11 protein-coding genes are annotated in these 16503 nt (G+C 58.6%); 6 read left to right on the top strand and 5 right to left on the bottom strand.

All coding sequences use genetic code 11. The features are described 5' to 3' along the window. Positions 1-185 precede the first annotated feature (185 nt). Positions 186-1709: an aldehyde dehydrogenase family protein gene (locus tag GGR28_RS16525; RefSeq protein ID WP_183496930.1), complete on the top strand. Its 1524-nt coding sequence runs from the start codon at positions 186-188 to the stop codon at positions 1707-1709. 78 nt (positions 1710-1787) lie between these two features. Next, positions 1788-2129: a DUF779 domain-containing protein gene (locus tag GGR28_RS16520; RefSeq protein WP_183496929.1), complete on the top strand. Its 342-nt coding sequence runs from the start codon at positions 1788-1790 to the stop codon at positions 2127-2129. On the opposite strand, the gene GGR28_RS16515 is transcribed toward GGR28_RS16520, so the two are convergent. The 3 genes from GGR28_RS16515 to GGR28_RS16505 form a co-directional block, all read right to left on the bottom strand. After that, positions 2126-2605 (bottom strand): flavodoxin family protein, encoded by a 480-nt coding sequence (locus tag GGR28_RS16515; protein ID WP_183496928.1) that lies wholly within the window; start codon positions 2603-2605, stop codon positions 2126-2128. The genes GGR28_RS16520 and GGR28_RS16515 overlap by 4 nt on opposite strands. Beyond that, a complete protein-coding gene (gene ileS, locus GGR28_RS16510) occupies positions 2602-5886 on the bottom strand; it encodes an isoleucine--tRNA ligase (RefSeq protein WP_183496927.1) in 3285 nt (1094 codons plus the stop codon). The genes GGR28_RS16515 and ileS overlap by 4 nt, the downstream gene beginning before the upstream one ends. Positions 5887-6298: 412 nt before the next feature. Then, on the bottom strand, positions 6299-6766 hold the full coding sequence (locus GGR28_RS16505; RefSeq protein WP_183496926.1) for an OsmC family protein: 468 nt from the start codon (positions 6764-6766) through the stop codon (positions 6299-6301). 122 nt (positions 6767-6888) lie between these two features. Between GGR28_RS16505 and rsgA the strand changes: the two genes are divergently transcribed. Genes rsgA through GGR28_RS16490 form a run of 3 tightly spaced genes read left to right on the top strand, consistent with a single transcriptional unit; the run spans position 6889 to position 10335 of the window. Further along, positions 6889-7863, top strand: a complete 975-nt coding sequence (gene rsgA / locus GGR28_RS16500) for a ribosome small subunit-dependent GTPase A (protein ID WP_183496925.1) — start codon at positions 6889-6891, stop codon at positions 7861-7863. Between the two features lie 8 nt (positions 7864-7871). Further along, positions 7872-8792, top strand: coding sequence for a class I SAM-dependent methyltransferase (locus tag GGR28_RS16495; RefSeq protein ID WP_183496924.1), 921 nt, complete (start codon positions 7872-7874; stop codon positions 8790-8792). Between the two features lie 46 nt (positions 8793-8838). After that, the gene (locus tag GGR28_RS16490; protein WP_183496923.1) at positions 8839-10335 is read left to right on the top strand and encodes an ArnT family glycosyltransferase; all 1497 of its coding nucleotides are present in this window, start codon (positions 8839-8841) and stop codon (positions 10333-10335) included. Between the two features lie 19 nt (positions 10336-10354). On the opposite strand, the gene GGR28_RS16485 is transcribed toward GGR28_RS16490, so the two are convergent. Together GGR28_RS16485 and GGR28_RS16480 are read right to left on the bottom strand one after the other, a co-directional pair. Continuing rightward, positions 10355-12310, bottom strand: coding sequence for a Na+/H+ antiporter NhaC family protein (locus GGR28_RS16485; RefSeq protein WP_183496922.1), 1956 nt, complete (start codon positions 12308-12310; stop codon positions 10355-10357). A 28-nt stretch (positions 12311-12338) separates the two neighbouring features. Beyond that, entirely contained in the window at positions 12339-14165 is a 1827-nt protein-coding gene (locus GGR28_RS16480; protein ID WP_183496921.1) for a family 16 glycosylhydrolase, read from the bottom strand. A 103-nt stretch (positions 14166-14268) separates the two neighbouring features. Between GGR28_RS16480 and GGR28_RS16475 the strand changes: the two genes are divergently transcribed. Then, on the top strand, positions 14269-16497 hold the full coding sequence (locus GGR28_RS16475; RefSeq protein ID WP_183496920.1) for a T9SS type A sorting domain-containing protein: 2229 nt from the start codon (positions 14269-14271) through the stop codon (positions 16495-16497). The last annotated feature ends 6 nt before the right edge of the window (positions 16498-16503 follow it).

Raw genomic sequence — 16503 nt, 5'->3', positions numbered from 1 at the left:
AGGGTGGCAGGGCGATTAAGCGAAGGATTGTAGTATTGTGCAACTGACTTGCAGAATATTACAACGGATAACACGTACCAAGGCCTATCTTGGATGCCAAGCCAACATTGCTGCGTCAGCCGTCTGCACTGGACCCGCGCGCCGCCGCCCAATTTTTTTACACTTTTTATCACTACCGAACGATCATGAGCACCACAGCAACCAATACTTCCGATACCCTCGCAAAACCGAAATTTAAGGACCAGTACGAAAACTACATTGGTGGAGAATGGACGCCGCCCACCAACGGCGAATACTTCGATAACCTCTCCCCGGTCGACGGCAAGAGCTTTACGCGCATCCCGCGGTCGACTAAGGAGGACGTCGACAAGGCCGTCGCCGCCGCCCACAAGGCCGCCGAACACTGGAACCACACCTCGGCCACCGAACGCAGCAACCTGTTGCTGAAGATCGCCCAGGTAATGGAGGACAACCTCGAAGCTCTGGCCCGCGCCGAGACCTGGGACAACGGCAAGGCGATCCGCGAAAGCCGCGCCGCCGACCTCCCGCTGGCCGTGGATCACTTCCGCTACTTCGCCGGCGTCATCCGCGCCGAAGAGGGTGGGGTGGCCGAGCTGAACAGCAGTACCGTATCGACCAACATCTGGGAGCCGCTGGGCGTGGTCGGACAGATCATCCCCTGGAATTTCCCCATTCTCATGGCCACCTGGAAACTGGCCCCCGCCCTGGCCGCCGGCAACTGCGTGGTGCTGAAACCCGCCGAACAAACACCCGTCGGCATTCTCATCCTTATGGAAATGATCGAGGATATTCTGCCCGCCGGAGTACTAAATATCATTAATGGATTCGGGGTCGAGGCCGGTAAACCCCTGGCCAGTCACCCGGACATCAACAAGGTTGCCTTTACGGGAGAGACCACCACCGGGCAGCTGATCATGCAGTACGCCAGTAAAAACATTATCCCCGTCACCCTGGAATTAGGAGGCAAGAGCCCCAACGTTTTCATGGAAAGCGTGATGGAGGCCGACGATGCCTTCTTCGACAAGTGCCTCGAAGGCGCGACCATGTTCGCTCTCAATCAGGGAGAAATTTGTACCTGCCCGAGCCGCCTGCTGGTGCAGGAGTCGATCTACGATCGCTTCATGGAGCGCTTCATCGAGCGGGTCGAGGCGATCAAGATGGGCCACCCGCTGAGTCCGGACACCATGATGGGCGCCCAGGCCAGCAACGACCAGTACGAAAAGATCCTGAAGTACATCAACATCGGCAAGGAGGAAGGCTGCGAAGTGCTCACCGGCGGCGAAGCTGCCTACGTAGACGGACTTTCCGACGGCTTCTACATCAAGCCCACGGTGCTGAAGGGCAACAACAAAATGCGGGTGTTCCAGGAGGAGATTTTCGGTCCCGTCCTTTGCGTAACCACCTTCAAGGACGAAGCAGAAGCGATTGAAATCGCCAACGATACCCTATACGGACTCGGTGCCGGCGTCTGGACCCGCGACATGCACGAGGCCTACCGTATTCCCCGCGCCATCAAAGCGGGCCGGGTGTGGGTGAACTGCTACCACGATTATCCCGCTCACGCACCCTTCGGCGGCTACAAGAAATCCGGCATCGGCCGGGAGAACCACAAGATGATGCTTGATCACTACCGGCAGACGAAGAATATGCTGGTCAGTTACAGCAAGGACCGCCTCGGGTTCTTTTAGAGCTAAGTTAAATCTCAGTTTGTATAGTGTCAGCCGGCCGGTATGTTGTACCGGCCGGTTTTTTTAAATTGTACCACCATGGCAAGAGTAGACATCACCGACCGGGCCCGCGACGTCATCGATACCCTCCGCGAAAAACACGGACCCCTTATGTTCCACCAGAGCGGAGGCTGTTGCGACGGCTCCTCACCCATGTGTTTCCCGGAAGGTGAGTTATACATTGATGACGACAACGACGTGCTGCTGGGCGAAGTCCACGGCTGTCCGTTTTACATGTCGTCCTTTCAGTACGAGTACTGGAAGCACACCCACCTCACCCTCGACGTGACGGAGGGCAGGGGAGCCAGCTTTTCGGCGGAAATTCCCCTCGGACTGCGCTTCGTGATCGATTCACGGCTGCTTGTCGAAGAGGATAACTAATCGTTCCTTTCCCGCAGCAGGATACGGCTGCCACGCACCCACCCGTGGTATTCCGGGCCGTACTGCATACCCAGGTATTCGGCCGACAGCCGGAAGGACTCGTAAAAACCGTCATTGGCCCGCTCCTCACCCGAGCACGAAAGGACCGCCATTTCCTTGCCCCGCAGTCGCCGCCCCAAATCCTTGTGGTAGGTCAGCAGGTCGGTGAAGCGATCCAGAAAGTCCTTCATCCCGCCACTCATGCTGTACCAGTATACCGGACTGGCTAGAATTACGCGATCGTAGGTTACGATCCGCCTGACCAGCGCGAGAAAAGCATCCTCCGGCGGGTAGTCATGTCCATAGTCGTAGGGTGCGACGCTGTACTCGAGCAGATCGAGCAGTTTGCCCCCCATTTGGTCGCTAAGTTGTTGGGCCGCGTCCGCAGTATTGCCATCGCCGCGGGCGCTTCCAATGATGATCAGGGTGCTGCTCATTTTTCCGGCAGTGGCTGGGGTACGGCCGCCAGGTTCAGGCTCACCTGGTGTCCGCCGGGCAGTTCGGTGGGTTCGCCCGTGAGGGTGGTGACGTATTCCAGCGTATCGGCCAGCGTCTCTTCCATCACGTAAGCGCGGTGGGCTTCGATGGCTTCGTGTACTTCCTCCGGGCCGCCCAGGCGCACATCGATGCGGTCGGTCACTTCAAGGCCGGAATCTTTGCGCAGGTTCTGAATGCGGCTTACGACCTCACGGGCCAGTCCCTCACGGGCCAGTTCCGGAGTGACGTTCACGTCGAGGGCTACGGTCAGTTCGCCGTCGGTGGCCACCTTCCAGCCGGGGATGTCTTCGGTGAGGATATCGACTTCGTCGGTCGTGATTTCTACCTCCTGGTCACCGAGTTGCAGGGTGAACCTTCCCCGGTTTTCGAAGGTGTTGATGTCGTCCGGACTCATGGCCCCGATGGCCCGTGCCGCATCCTTCATTTGCTTCCCGAGCCGCTTGCCGAGCACCTTAAAGTTGGGCTTGATGGTCTTCTTCAGGAAGTCGTCGTCCGTCAAAAATTCTACTTCCTTGATGTTCGTTTCCGCCTGAATGATGGGGGTGACGGCCGCGACCCTCCGACGGAAATCCGTATCCAGGGCAGGCAACAGAATTTTCTGCAGGGGTTGACGCACCCGAAGTTTCTCCCGCTTACGCAGGCTCAGGACGAGGGAGGAAATACGCTGCGCGTAGGCCATTCGCCGTTCGAGGTCGGTGTCGATTTGGGCGGGGTCCGCAGGAGCGAAGTGGGTAAGGTGGATGCTGGGGGGGTGGGGTGGTGGGGTGTTGGGTTGATGGGTTGTTGAAGTGGGGTGGGTGAGGTTGCGGTAGAGCCAGTCGGAGAAGAAGGGGGCTACGGGCGACATCAGTTGGCTTACGCGTAGCAGACAGGTGTGTAGGGTTTGGTAGGCGGCGCGCTTGTCGGCGGTCATCTCTCCCCTCCAGAAGCGGCGGCGGCTTTGGCGAACGTACCAGTTGCTCAGCTCGTCGTTGACGAAACCGTCGATGGCCCGGCAGGCGGGGGTGGCGTCGTAGGTGGCGAATAACCCTTCGACTTCGGCCGTGAGCGTATTGAGGCGGCTGAGGATCCAGCGGTCGATCTCCGCGAGGCTTTCGGCGGCTACGGGGTCGTCGGCCGCCGCGTCGTAGTTGTCGATGTTGGCATAGAGGGCGAAGAAACCGTAGGTGTTGAAGAGGGTGCCGAAGAAGCGGCGTTGTACTTCCTTGATCCCTTCCAGGTCAAACTTCAGGTTGTCCCAGGGGTCGCTGTTGCCGATCATGTACCAGCGGGTAGCGTCGGCTCCGAAGGTGTCGATGGTCGTGAAAGGGTCGACGGCATTTCCGAGTCGCTTGGACATTTTCTTGCCGTCCTTATCGAGCACCAGTCCGTTAGAAACTACATTTTTGAAGGCTACGGAGTCAAAGACCATGGCCGCAATGGCGTGCAGGGTGTAGAACCAGCCGCGGGTTTGGTCGACACCTTCGGCGATGAAGTCGGCGGGGAAGGACCGGGCGAACAGCTCCTCGTTCTCAAAGGGATAATGAAACTGCGCGTACGGCATACTCCCCGAGTCGAACCATACGTCGATCAGGTCCAGCTCCCGGCGGAGTTCCTTCCCGTTCTGCCAGAGAACCACCTCGTCGATGTAGGGGCGGTGGAGGTCCTGGGGGACTTCCTGGTTGAGGCCCAGTTGCTGATTGGCGACGGTGACCAGGGCTTCCAGTTCTGCGATGGTGCCGATGCACACCTCTTCCGTACCGCATTCGCTGCGCCAGATAGGTAGGGGAATGCCCCAGTAGCGGCTGCGGCTGAGGTTCCAGTCTTGCAGGTTCTCCAGCCACTTGCCGAAGCGGCCCTCGCCGGTGCTGGCGGGTTGCCAGTTGATCGTGCGGTTGAGCTCCTGCATGCGCTCCTTGACGGCGCTGGCCTTGATGAACCAGCTGTCGAGCGGGTAGTAGAGTACGGGTTTGTCGGTGCGCCAGCAGTGGGGGTAGCTGTGATTGTACTTGGCCACGCTGAAGGCCAGGCCGCGCTTCTTGAGGTAGACGGCGATGTCTACGTTCACGTCCACGTAGTTTTCCTCGTCCTTATAGTTCTTCACGTAGCGGCCGGCAAACGGTCCCGCATCCTCCGTAAAGCGGCCGGTCTTGTCCACCAGGGTCAGGGAGCCGATGCCATTGGCCTTGCCGACCATCATGTCGTCGGCACCGAAGCTGGGCGCGGTGTGCACGATACCGGTTCCGGCTTCGGTAGTCACGAAGGAACCCGAGATCACCCGGAATGCGTCCCCATCGGTAGGTACACTAACCGGTAGCAACTGTTCGTAACGTAATCCTACCAGTTCCGATCCCTTAAAGGAAGCACTCTGGTGCTCTACCGTGGGTTGGTTGTTGCCTCCGAACCACTTGTCTACCAGGGCTTCGGCGAGCACTACCTCAATGGGATCCTGGGTGTAGGGGTTGGTCGTTTTTACGCGGACGTAGTCGATGTTTTCGCCGACGGTAAGGGCGGTGTTGCTGGGGAGGGTCCAGGGGGTGGTGGTCCAGGCTAGGAGGTAAAGGGATTGAGGGGGGGAGGGATTGAGGGATTGAGGGGGCTGTACCCTGAACATGGCGACGACGGTGGTGTCGGTGACGTCCTGGTAGGCGCCGGGCATGTTGAGTTCGTGGGAGCTCAGGCCGGTGCCGGCGGCGGGGCTGTAGGGTTGGATGGTGTATCCCTTATAGATGAGTCCCTTGTCGTAGATCTGTTTGAGGAGCCACCAGACGGACTCCATGTACTCCCGCTCGTAGGTGATGTAGGGGTTCTCGAGATCTACCCAGTAGCCCATTTTGCGGGTGATGTTGTCCCAGACGTCCTTGTAGCGCATGACGGTTTCGCGGCAGGCGCGGTTGTAGTCGTCTACGCTGATCTTGTCGCCGATGTCCTCTTTAGTGATGCCCAGTTCCGATTCCACCTTCAGTTCGATCGGCAGGCCGTGGGTGTCCCAGCCGCCCTTGCGTTCTACGCGCTTGCCCTTCAGGGTCTGGAAGCGACAGAACATGTCCTTGATCGTGCGGGCCATCACGTGGTGGATGCCCGGTTGGCCGTTGGCGCTGGGGGGGCCTTCGTAGAATACGAAGGGGTTGTCGGCGGGACGCTCCTCGATGCTGCGGCGGAAAATTTCGTGGTCCTTCCAGAAATCGAGAATTTCCCGGTCGATGGCCGGCAGGTCGAGAGATTTAAATTCCTGGTACATGGTGGTCTGGAGATTGCGGGGTGCAAAAATAAAAAAGCTCCGATGGCGGGGGTCCGTCGGAGCTTTCAGTCGTTATCGGGCTAACGGTACAGCTACGGACACGGGGCGTGGCCGGCAATTATACCATCAATAATGATACGGACTGTCATGGTACAAAGATAGCAAACGGAGGGCTGGTAGGGGCTACCGGCGCCCCCCCGGATGGTAGCGGTAAAATATATTGAGGAAATGGAAAAAAAACTTGTCGGTTTGCTTGCCAGTGATTAAATTTATTCTACCTTGACGCTGCGATAGAACGGTAGATAATCCTGCCGCTTACAGCAAGAATTAGTTTTCATTTGGTTTTTTGGGGTTATTGGGAGGCAACTCGTTGCCTCTTTTTTTTGTCCCCAACCGATTGATCGCCAAGTTCTCAATCAACCAGAATTTTCGGTGCGTAAGTGATCGGCACCTTGACTGAATTTGCGATAAAGCATTTCTCCCCCGCTTCGGCGTGCAGATCGTGCGCCCGCTGTCTGCCCTCCTCCCGGGCGATGCGGATGACGGGGCGCAGGGTGACGGAGGTAAAGCTACCGGCCCCACCGTCCTCATCTACCATCGTGCCTTCGGCGTGGTCTTCGTAGTCGAGCACCGTGATGCCGTTGACGGCCGCCAGGTGGAGGTACCACAGCATGTGGCAGGCTGAGATACTCGATACGAACAACTCTTCCGGACTGTACCTCCGTTTGTCGCCCCGAAAGTTCGGGTCGCTGGAGCCTTCGATGGATTGGTCCTTCCCCTTTACGGTGATCAGGTGATCGCGGGAGTAGGCGCGGTAGTCGAGGGTACCGCTCCCGCGGTTGCCGGTCCAGCGAATCGTAGTATCAAAATGGTGTTGCACGGTTGGCCGATTGAAGGGGTGAAGGGGTTGGGTAGCGGAAAGTAAGGTAGGTCAAAGGTGGCAGAAGTGCCGTATGTTACGGCTCCCATCCGGGCTTAGTTTACTATCAGACTATCCAAACCATGATCCAAGGAACCGTCATTAAATCCACCGGGAGCTGGTACAATGTGTTGCTCGACGAGGAAACACCCGACGGCGCCCGCGAACTCCGCTGCCGCGTGGCCGGCAAATTCCGCCTGGACGACCTCAACCTGACCAACCCCATCGCCGTTGGCGATCGGGTCTCCGTGGATGTCGAAACCACCAACGACGACGAGACCGGTGCCATCCGCGGCATTGCCGACCGCACCAACTATGTCGTGCGCCAGAGTCCCCGGCGCAAGCATGATCTCCACCTGCTGGCCAGCAACGTCGACCAGGCCGTCCTCATCACCACCATCATCGATCCGGGAGTCAAGCTTGGCTTCATCGATCGCTTCCTGCTCATGACCGAGCCCTTCGGTATTCCCACCGTGATTGTCGTGAACAAGGCCGATCTGTACACGGAGGAGGAGATGGAAACTTACCAGGTCATTCACGATCTCTATACCGACATCGGCTACACCGTCTTGCTCGTAAGCGCCACCAGCGGACAGGGGATTGAGGCGCTCCGCGAACTGATGGAGGGCAAGCGAAATTTGCTGAGCGGGCAGAGCGGAGTGGGGAAATCCACCCTCGTCAACGCCGTCGAACCCCGCCTGGACCTGCGCACCGGCGAGCTCTCCGACTATACCGGAAAGGGGCAGCACACCACTACATTTGCCGAGCTGTTTCAACTGAGCTTCGGTGGTGAGCTGATCGACACCCCCGGTATCAAAACACTGGGATTTAATTACCTGAAACCACAGGACGTTGCCCACAATTTCCGCGAGATCTTCGCCCTAAGTGAAGCATGCCGTTTCGGAGGATCCTGTCTGCACAAGGATGAACCCGGCTGCGCCGTGAAGGCATCCGTCGAGGAGGGCGATGACCGCGTAACCGATCTGCGCTACTTCTCCTACCTCGGAATTCTCGACGAGATCGAAAGCCAGAATTACTGGGAACGCCGTAAAGTATAATTCTTCCCATGGCCAAATGGATGCTCAAAGCCGCGGTACAAAAAGCCATTTCTTACCTACCCTTCAAGGAGCGGGTCAACTTCTTCTTCCAGAAGTACGTCACCCGTGGCGTCGACCTGACGGACCAGCACTTTCAGTACAAACTCGAAGCAGCCCGCGATCACATTCGCTATTACAATAAGTACGGTACCGTAGCCCGGGAACAGGCACGCGTCCTGGAATTAGGCACCGGCTGGTACCCCATTGTACCCACGATGCTGTTCCTGGCCGGATTCGAGCGCACCGTCTCCATCGACATCCGCAGCTGGATGACGCCCGAGCGGCAGCTGATTGGCCTGCGCAAAGTACTGGCCTACCACGACGACGGAAGACTCGCGGCCTACCTGCCGGAAGTGCGGCCGGAAAGACTGGCCGTCCTCCGCGAAATCTGCACTTCCCCACCCGCAGTGGATACAGCAATTAGCGACAGCATACTACTCGACGCTCGCGTGATGGATGCCACCCGTCTCGACTTTCCCGACCACGATTTCGACCTTATTTGCTCCAATAATACCTTCGAGCACGTTTATCCAACGGTGCTGGAGCGGATCCTGGCGGAGTTCAGACGCGTCCTGAAACCAAACGGCGTTATGAGTCATTTCATCGACCTCTCGGATCACTTTGCCCACCTTGACCCATCAATAAACATCTACCACTTCCTCCGCTTCAGCAGGCAGCAGTGGCGGCTTATCGACAACGATATTCAACCCCAGAACCGACTCCGCTGGCCCGACTACCTCGCGATGTACGATCGCCTGAATATACCCGTGGTCGAGGAGGAGATCCTTCCCGGCAGCCCACAGTTGCTGGGTGAGGTAGCCGTACACCGGGAGTATGCCGGCTATACACCGGAGCAACTGGCGATCAGTCACGGCTATATCGTGAGTTGATGTTCACTACACGCTCCAAACGTTGGTTTCCAGAACACCCGTACATATGCCACTGACCCGTCGAAACGTTCTAGCGATCGGTTTCCTGTTCAGCCTGCTGGTAAACTTCGGTCTCCACTGGCGGATTTTCCCCCAGGATGTACAGGGAAAGCACAACTGGCGACAGTCACAAACGATGTGGAACGTGCGCAACTTCGTTCGTTACGACAACGACATCTTCAATCCCCGCGTAAGTCACTTCAATGGATCGGACAATAACCTGCAACGGCTTGAATTCCCCCTTATGCAGTGGGGTATCGCGCAGATCGTACGGCATACGGGCCACGAAGTTCTGGTGGCACGGCTCTCGGTCTGGGCGATCAGCGTAGCGGGCCTCGTTGCCTTCGGGCTTCTGATACTCACCATGGGTTTTACCCCCTGGGTTGCAGTGGTCGGTACGGTTTTCCTGCAGTTCAGTCCGGTGTTTTATTTCTATTCCGTCAACGTCCTGCCCGATGTACTCGCACTCTCGGCCGGAATGTGGTATCTGTACCTGGTCTTTGCTTACTTCCGGGACCGACGTTGGTGGCAGGTCATGGCCGCCGCCTTAGCCCTGGGCATCGCCACCCTGGCTAAGCTGCCCTTCGCGATGTTTGGAATTGTCGGGATCGTATACGTCCTCGGGCGGTTGTTTCGCAACGGGAAATTCGACTGGCGCGTAATTGCCTTTGCGGGACTGCACATTCTCTTTATCCTGCCCGCGGTGAAGTGGTACATGTGGGTCATGCCGGGTTGGACGAGCAATCCGGTACTCTACGGGATTTTCGGTAGTACGAATACCCCCGAGCAGAATCTGGCCATTTTTCATCACTACTGGCGGCAGTACATCCCCTACGACCTCCTCTCGCCGGCAGTGTGGGTATTCTTCCTCCTGGGGATGTTTATTCCAGGTAAAAGGAACACGGAAGTTCCGTATGCCCGCTACGTATGGGCCCTTGCCATCATGACTCTGGTGTTCGTAATCCTGCAATGGAATACGATCACCTACGTCCACGACTATTACCTGCTGCCCCTATTACCCTGGATGTACATTGTGGTCGCAGCCGGGGCGAGTCGTTGGTGGGAGTGGACGGGAGGCGGCAGGTGGAAACAAATCGGTAGCGGACTCCTCGCAGCGGCCCTGGTTGCCGCTCCGGTGTATGCGTATTCGCTGCGGACACCACTGTGGTCGCAAAAAGCCAGCGCCTACTATCCGGTAATGCGTGATGTCTTCGCTCACCAAAAAGCGCTGCAGGAGGTGGTCGACGATGATGCCAAAGTGATCGTGCTCAACGATATTTCCGTCCACATATTTACCTGGCTGATCCGCAAGCGGGGCTACGTTTTTCACAGCGATGCGATGCGGCCCCGCTGGATCAATGACTTACACCAGAAGCAGGGGGTCGATTACCTCTACTCCAATTCCCGCAGGTTCGACCAGGATTCGATCGTGCAGACCTACCTTGATTCCCTGGTGCTCCAGGCCGGAGATATTCACGTGTACCGGATCGCCGACCGGAAGTAGTGATCGGAGTGAAAACCGCCTATAGGTCCATTTCCATTTTCTTCCCGAAGATCTTTACGACGAAGTAGAGGACGATTAGTCCGGCCGCCATCAGGGAAAGGCATACCGTCCACCCGCCTCCGAGCAAGGTGGATAGAAAGCCGCACAGCAGGGCAACGGTGCCCACCGTAAGTGCATAGGGCAGCTGGGTGCGGACGTGGTCGATGTGGTTGCAGTCCGAGGCAAGACTGGAGAGAATGGTGGTATCAGAAATCGGGGAGCAGTGATCGCCCAGTACGCTGGCCGCCAGCACGGTGCTGATGACGTTGTACAACAAACCGGCCGCGTCGGGCTCGTCCCAACCGGCCAACATCGCCACGGTCCAGGTCAGCGGTATAGCAATTGGGTACAGAATAGCCATCGTACTCCAACTACTGCCCGTACTGAAACTGACCACGGCGGCGAGTACGAAGATCACGGGTTGGAGGAAGTAGGGATTGAGCGCTTCCCCCAGCAACTCGATCAGGAAGGTGGCCGTGTGCAATTCCTCGGTCGTGAGGGCCAGTGCCCAGGCTAGGGTAAGGATCATTACGGCGGAAAACATGGCCTTGAAACCCGCGGTGAGGGAGCCGATCGTTTGCTCGACGTTCATGATACGCTGGGAGACGGTCAGTACGAGGGCCACGACCACGCCGCTCATGCTGGCCCAGAGCAGGGCGGTGTAGCTGTCGGCGGCCCCGATCGTGAGTCCGAGTTTGGCGAAGAAGCCTCCGTCCAGGGCGCTCCATACCGTGCCCCAGTCGTTGGTGTTCATCGGGGTATCGAGGGAGGCGGAAAGGCTGGTGAGTCCGGTATCGAGCAGGCCGATGATCGTCATGACCACCACCGTGAGCACGGGGATGGCGGCATTGCGGGCCCGCAGCGGCGCACCCGGTACGGGATCGAGGTCCTCCTGCTCGCTTACGGCGGCTTCTTCCGTACTTACTCGCTTCACCATACCGGTGGTGCGGGCACGCGTTTCGGCGGTGAACATGGGGCCGTAATCCCGGCGCTGGTAAATGAGGTACAGGATAAACACCAGGGTAAGGATGGGGTAGTAGCTGTACTTCAGCGATTCGATAAAGATGGCGTAGGGTGTCGTGCCGGCAAAGTGCTCCACTTGGTCGATGCCGTCGCCGATGTATCCCAATTCCGCTCCAATCCAGGTCGTAATAAAGGCGACCGAAGCCACGGGGGCAGCCGTTGAATCTACGATGTACGCCAGCTTCTCGCGACTGATGCGGAAACGGTCCGTGACCGAGCGCATCGTATTCCCGACAATCAGGGTATTGGCGTAATCGTCAAAAAATATCGCTACCCCGAGCAACCAGGTCACGAACTGACCGCGCCGCGGATTGGTCGCATACTTACTCATGCGGTGCACCACGCCCGCCATACCCCCGTTGCGGCTGATGATGGCCACCATGCCACCGATCATCAGGCTGAACACGATCACAGACAGGTGGCCGCTGTCGTTGAGCGCATTAATAATGTAGGTATCGATGGTCGCCAGCAGCGACTTAATCACCCCGAGGAAGAACTCGAACCGTAGTCCACCCGCAATGAATGCTCCCACCCAGATCCCCGCAAACAGGGAGATGATCACCTCCTTGAAGATGAGCGCCAGTCCGATCGCGATCAGCGGCGGGAAAATGGAAAGCCACAGCGGAATATGTCGCAAGCGTCCTTCCCCCATATCCTTGCTCAGGTGGTAAAGCTCGGTCTGTTTTCCCGACTTGATCAGTTGGATGCCGGGTTCCACTGCGAGTAGCACACCATCATCAATAGGAGTTGCCTCGACCACTTCGCCGTTCACCGTGAACCTTGCTCCTGCGTCCCCGCCCCGAATGACGATGCCCTGGTCGTTGGCGCTTACGTTTTCGAGCTGGGCGTGTAGTTGAGGGCTGCCCAGCGAACAGAGCAGGCAGACAAACAGGGTAAGCAACGGTTGGGGCATAGCGGGGGGTTGGCGAGGCCAATATACGCTACTCCTTTACGAAACGGACCGAGCCGGATGCGCTGCCCACGTTCAGGCGGGCGACGTAGAGTCCTGACGGCAGGCGATCTACGGGAAGTTGGAACGACTGCTCGCCCGCGGTCCGTTGCCCGTAATTCCGGCGCTCTACGAGGCGACCGTCGCGGGAGAAGATGTCGAGGGTAGCCGCTTCGGCCTGATCCAGGGTCAACCTCAGGGTGAGGAGATCGGTCACCGGGTTGGGTAGGGCCGCAAACTGGAGCAGGGGCCGCTGGGGGCTGAGGCCGTCGATGATGCGGGAAGAAGTGTAGATGTCCAGGTTATCAAACACGTAGGTACTGCCGGTATAGGAATTCGGGGCGAAGAGCAAAATCATTTTGCTGACGCTTCTGGCGGGGGCGCTGGCATCCGGCTGGTCCAGGAGTGTAAAGGTTAATCTTTCCCAGCTGTTCTGCACCGTGGTCGTGGCTTTGTACCGGCTGTGGCGACCCGTGGGGTAATTATCTCCCTGAGCGACCTCCGTTTCCAGCTGGAGCAGGATCTCGGTGCCGACCGGTGCGTCCGTGTAGAGATCCATGGAGAAGCGTGTTTCGTCCGTTACGAATCCATTCGCTCCCGTAAAACCGGTCAGGTTATAGACGAGCACATCGTACTGGGAACCGCCATCGCGGACGTAGCTGCCCACCCGGGCGGAGGCGTTCATTTCATTCGGAGCTGGATTGTCCGCCTCGGTGAGCGTACCCGTAGAAAAGTTGAAGGTGATCGCGGCTTCGTCGTCAAAGTTTTCCAGGCTGCTTTCCCGGAAGTATTCCGCACCGACGCTGACTTCCGTAGCAAGGGCCTGCGCGCCACAGTCGAGGGTAAACTCGGCGGTGACCATGCCGCCCATGGTTCCCCAGTCGACGGTAATTTCCGAAGTGCCCTGTCCGGACACGATGGTCGCTTCGGCGGGTACCGTCCAGTTGATCGTGGTGCCGGCCGGTACGCTGCCTACGGAGTACGTTTGTCCGGTAGCCCGATTCTCAACCGTGCGCGCACCGGTGAGGTGGGGGCGGTTTCCTCCGTACACCCGTACGTAATCCACCTCCATGGTAGTAGGGAAGTCGGATGCCGTAACGGCACCTCCCAGATTGCCGCCGACGGCCAGGTTGAGGATGAAGAAGAAATCCTGATCGAAGGGCCACTGCTGGGGGGAGACGTCGCTCCGGGTCTGAGTGGCGTAGAGTACCCCGTCCATGAACCAGTCGATGGTGTCCTTCCGCCACTCGATGGCAAATTCGTGGAACTCGTCGTACACGGGCTCTTCGAAGTCGATGGCGGTCGAGCGGTAGGAGTTGTTGGGCCAGGCCTGGCCGTAGTGAATGGTGCCCAGCACCTGGTTGGGTTCGTTGCCGACGTACTCCATGATGTCGATCTCGCCACTCTTGGGCCAGGTGCCGTAGACCTCATCGGTCGAGAGCATCCAGAAGGCGGGCCAGCTGCCGCGGGCGGAGGGCAGTTTGATGCGGGCCTCCATGCGGCCGTAGGTGAAGTCCTGCTTGTCGCGCGAGATGATGCGGCTGGAGGTGTAGTTGCTGCCACCCACTGTCTCGCGGCGGGCGGTGATCTTGAGGGTGCCGTCGCTGACTACGGCGTTGTCCCGTTGGTACGACTGCAATTCGTTGTTGCCCCAGCCGCAGAGGTTGCGGTCGCAGCCGTCGCCGATCTCGTACGTCCAGTTGTCGGTGTTGAGGGCGTCTCCATCGAATTCGTCCGACCAGACCAGTTCTGGGCACTGGGCAACTAGGGCGGAGGAGCTGAGGAGGGTGAGGATGAACGCAAGGTAGATGTGTTGCATGGGATGGTTTTGTGACACAGTCCCGCCAATTTAGCGCAATAAGGGCTCACCGGACAAACTAATCGCCATTGCGACGCTTAACTTGCGGTAGTCCCCATACGCCATGTTCAGACCGTTCCTGCTCCTTCTGCTATTCAGCGCCTCGCTTTCCGCTCAGTTCACCCTGCAACCCGCCTTTCCCCAAGTCACCGGCGCTGGGGGACAGGAGCTTCCCCTGGCCTGGCTCGGCGGCCTCAACGCACCCCAGTACAACAGCAGCGACCTCGACGGTGACGGACTGGCGGACCTGCTGCTCTTCGATCGCGCCGGCGATGCCCTGATCGCGCTGCGGGGCGACGGCAATGGTGGCTACACCCTTGCACCCGAGCTGACGGTCGGCTTCCCTACGGACCTGAACCACTGGTTGCTACTCCGCGATTACAACAACGACGGTGCCGATGACCTCATCACCTACTCCGCGGAGTTCGATGGCTTTCGGATATTTCGGGGTAGGAGAACGGACCAGGGCCTGCTCACCTTTCCTTCCGCACCGACCTACGCTGGACTTAGGTACCCCCTCGATAACGGAGGCACGACCCCCGTATTTATCACCGGAATAGATTATCCGGCCTTCGACGACCTCGACGGCGACGGTGACCTCGACCTCCTCACCTTCAGCGTGGGTGGAGGTTACGTGGAGCACTACCGGAACCAGAGCGTGGAACGGGGATTCGGGACCGATACGTTGATCTATACCCTGGAAAGCGAGTGCTGGGGAGGATTCTACGAAAGCGGACTTACACCGGAACTGGACCTGGGAACCGAGCCCGGCGAGTGCTACAGCAGCCTCAGTGGAAGTGCGCCGCCGGTCAAACCACGGCACGTAGGATCGACCATCCTCACCCTCGACGCCGACGGCAACGGGCTGAAGGACATCATGCTCGGCGACATCTCGTTCGAATACATCGTCCTCGGGCTGAACACGGGTACCCTCGACCAGGCATTCATTTCGGAGCAAGATCCCACCTGGCCGTCGCCCGGCGTCCCCGTCAACATCCCGTTCTTTCCTGCCGCTTATCACCTGGACATCGATCAAGACGGCCGCAGGGACCTGGTTGCTTCCCCCAGTCAGACCCTTAACGCCGAGGACATTAACGTAAGCTGGTACTACCGCAACGTTGGTACGGAGTCGGTGCCCCAATTTGAGTTTCAGGACAGCCAGCTGCTCGTAGGCCAGAGTATCGACCTGGGGACCGGTTCCCTGCCGGCGGTGTTCGACTACGACGGGGACGGCCGCCCGGATCTCGTGATCGGCAACAGCGAAGCGTACGGCCAAACGACCACCCTGAACAGTAAGCTGCGGCTCTTTCGCAACGTCACGCCACCGGGTGGGGAAACAGCCTTTGCGCTCATCGACGACGACTACCTGGGAATGAGCCGGTTCAGTACCACTACTTCGGCCTTCGCCCCCGCCTTCGGTGATCTCGACGGCGACGGCGATGTAGACGCCGTGGTGGGGGAGCGTTCCGGTCGACTGATCTACCTAGAAAATACCGCCGGCAGCGGGCAAGCCGCAACCTTTGCCGACCCGGTATTCAACTACGGGGAGCTGGACGCCGGTCAGTTGTCTAAGCCGGCCATCGCCGACCTCAACCGCGATGGACTCAATGATCTGATCGTGGGGGGCTTCGACGGGCGCATCCGTTTTTATCGCAACGTGGGGTCGGTGGGTGAGCCCCGCTTCGATCCTGATCCATCTGCCCCCGGAAATTTCCTCCAACTCGGCGGGATCAACACCAACGTACCGGGAAGCTCCACCGGCCACCCTACACCGGCCATCGTTACCTACGACGATCGTTTCGTCCTAATCACCGGTAATCGCGCCGGCACCCTGGAGGCTTATTCCTTTTCGGACTACACGACTGATTTTACCCTGCTCAGCGACACGGTAGCGGGCCTCGACGTAGGTGGTTTTTCCGCCCCCGCACCCGGTGATTTTGACGGCGACGGCTTACTTGAAATGATCGTCGGCAACCAGCGGGGCGGCGTCAGTTTTTATAGTACGGACTTGGTCGCCGAAAGGTCCACGGGCCTCCTCAATCCGGCTCCACCAGACTTCGTTTTTACTCTTTCTCCCAATCCAACTTCGGGCGTGCTCCGCGCATCAGATTTGCCGGGGACGCAGGTGCAGTGGATAAAAATTTATAGCAGTGTGGGTCAATTGCTCCGGACGTTCGATGCTGCGGGTCAGTCGGGGTATACGCTCGATCTCTCGTCAGTGACACCCGGGCTTTACCTCGTTGTGGTGGAGGGGGACGCGGGGAGAAGTGTGGCGCGGGTTGTTGCACATTGAAGCAGC

The organism is Neolewinella aquimaris, from assembly GCF_014197245.1.
Lineage (GTDB): Bacteria > Bacteroidota > Bacteroidia > Chitinophagales > Saprospiraceae > Neolewinella > Neolewinella aquimaris.
This window is presented reverse-complemented; position numbering and strand designations above follow the sequence as displayed.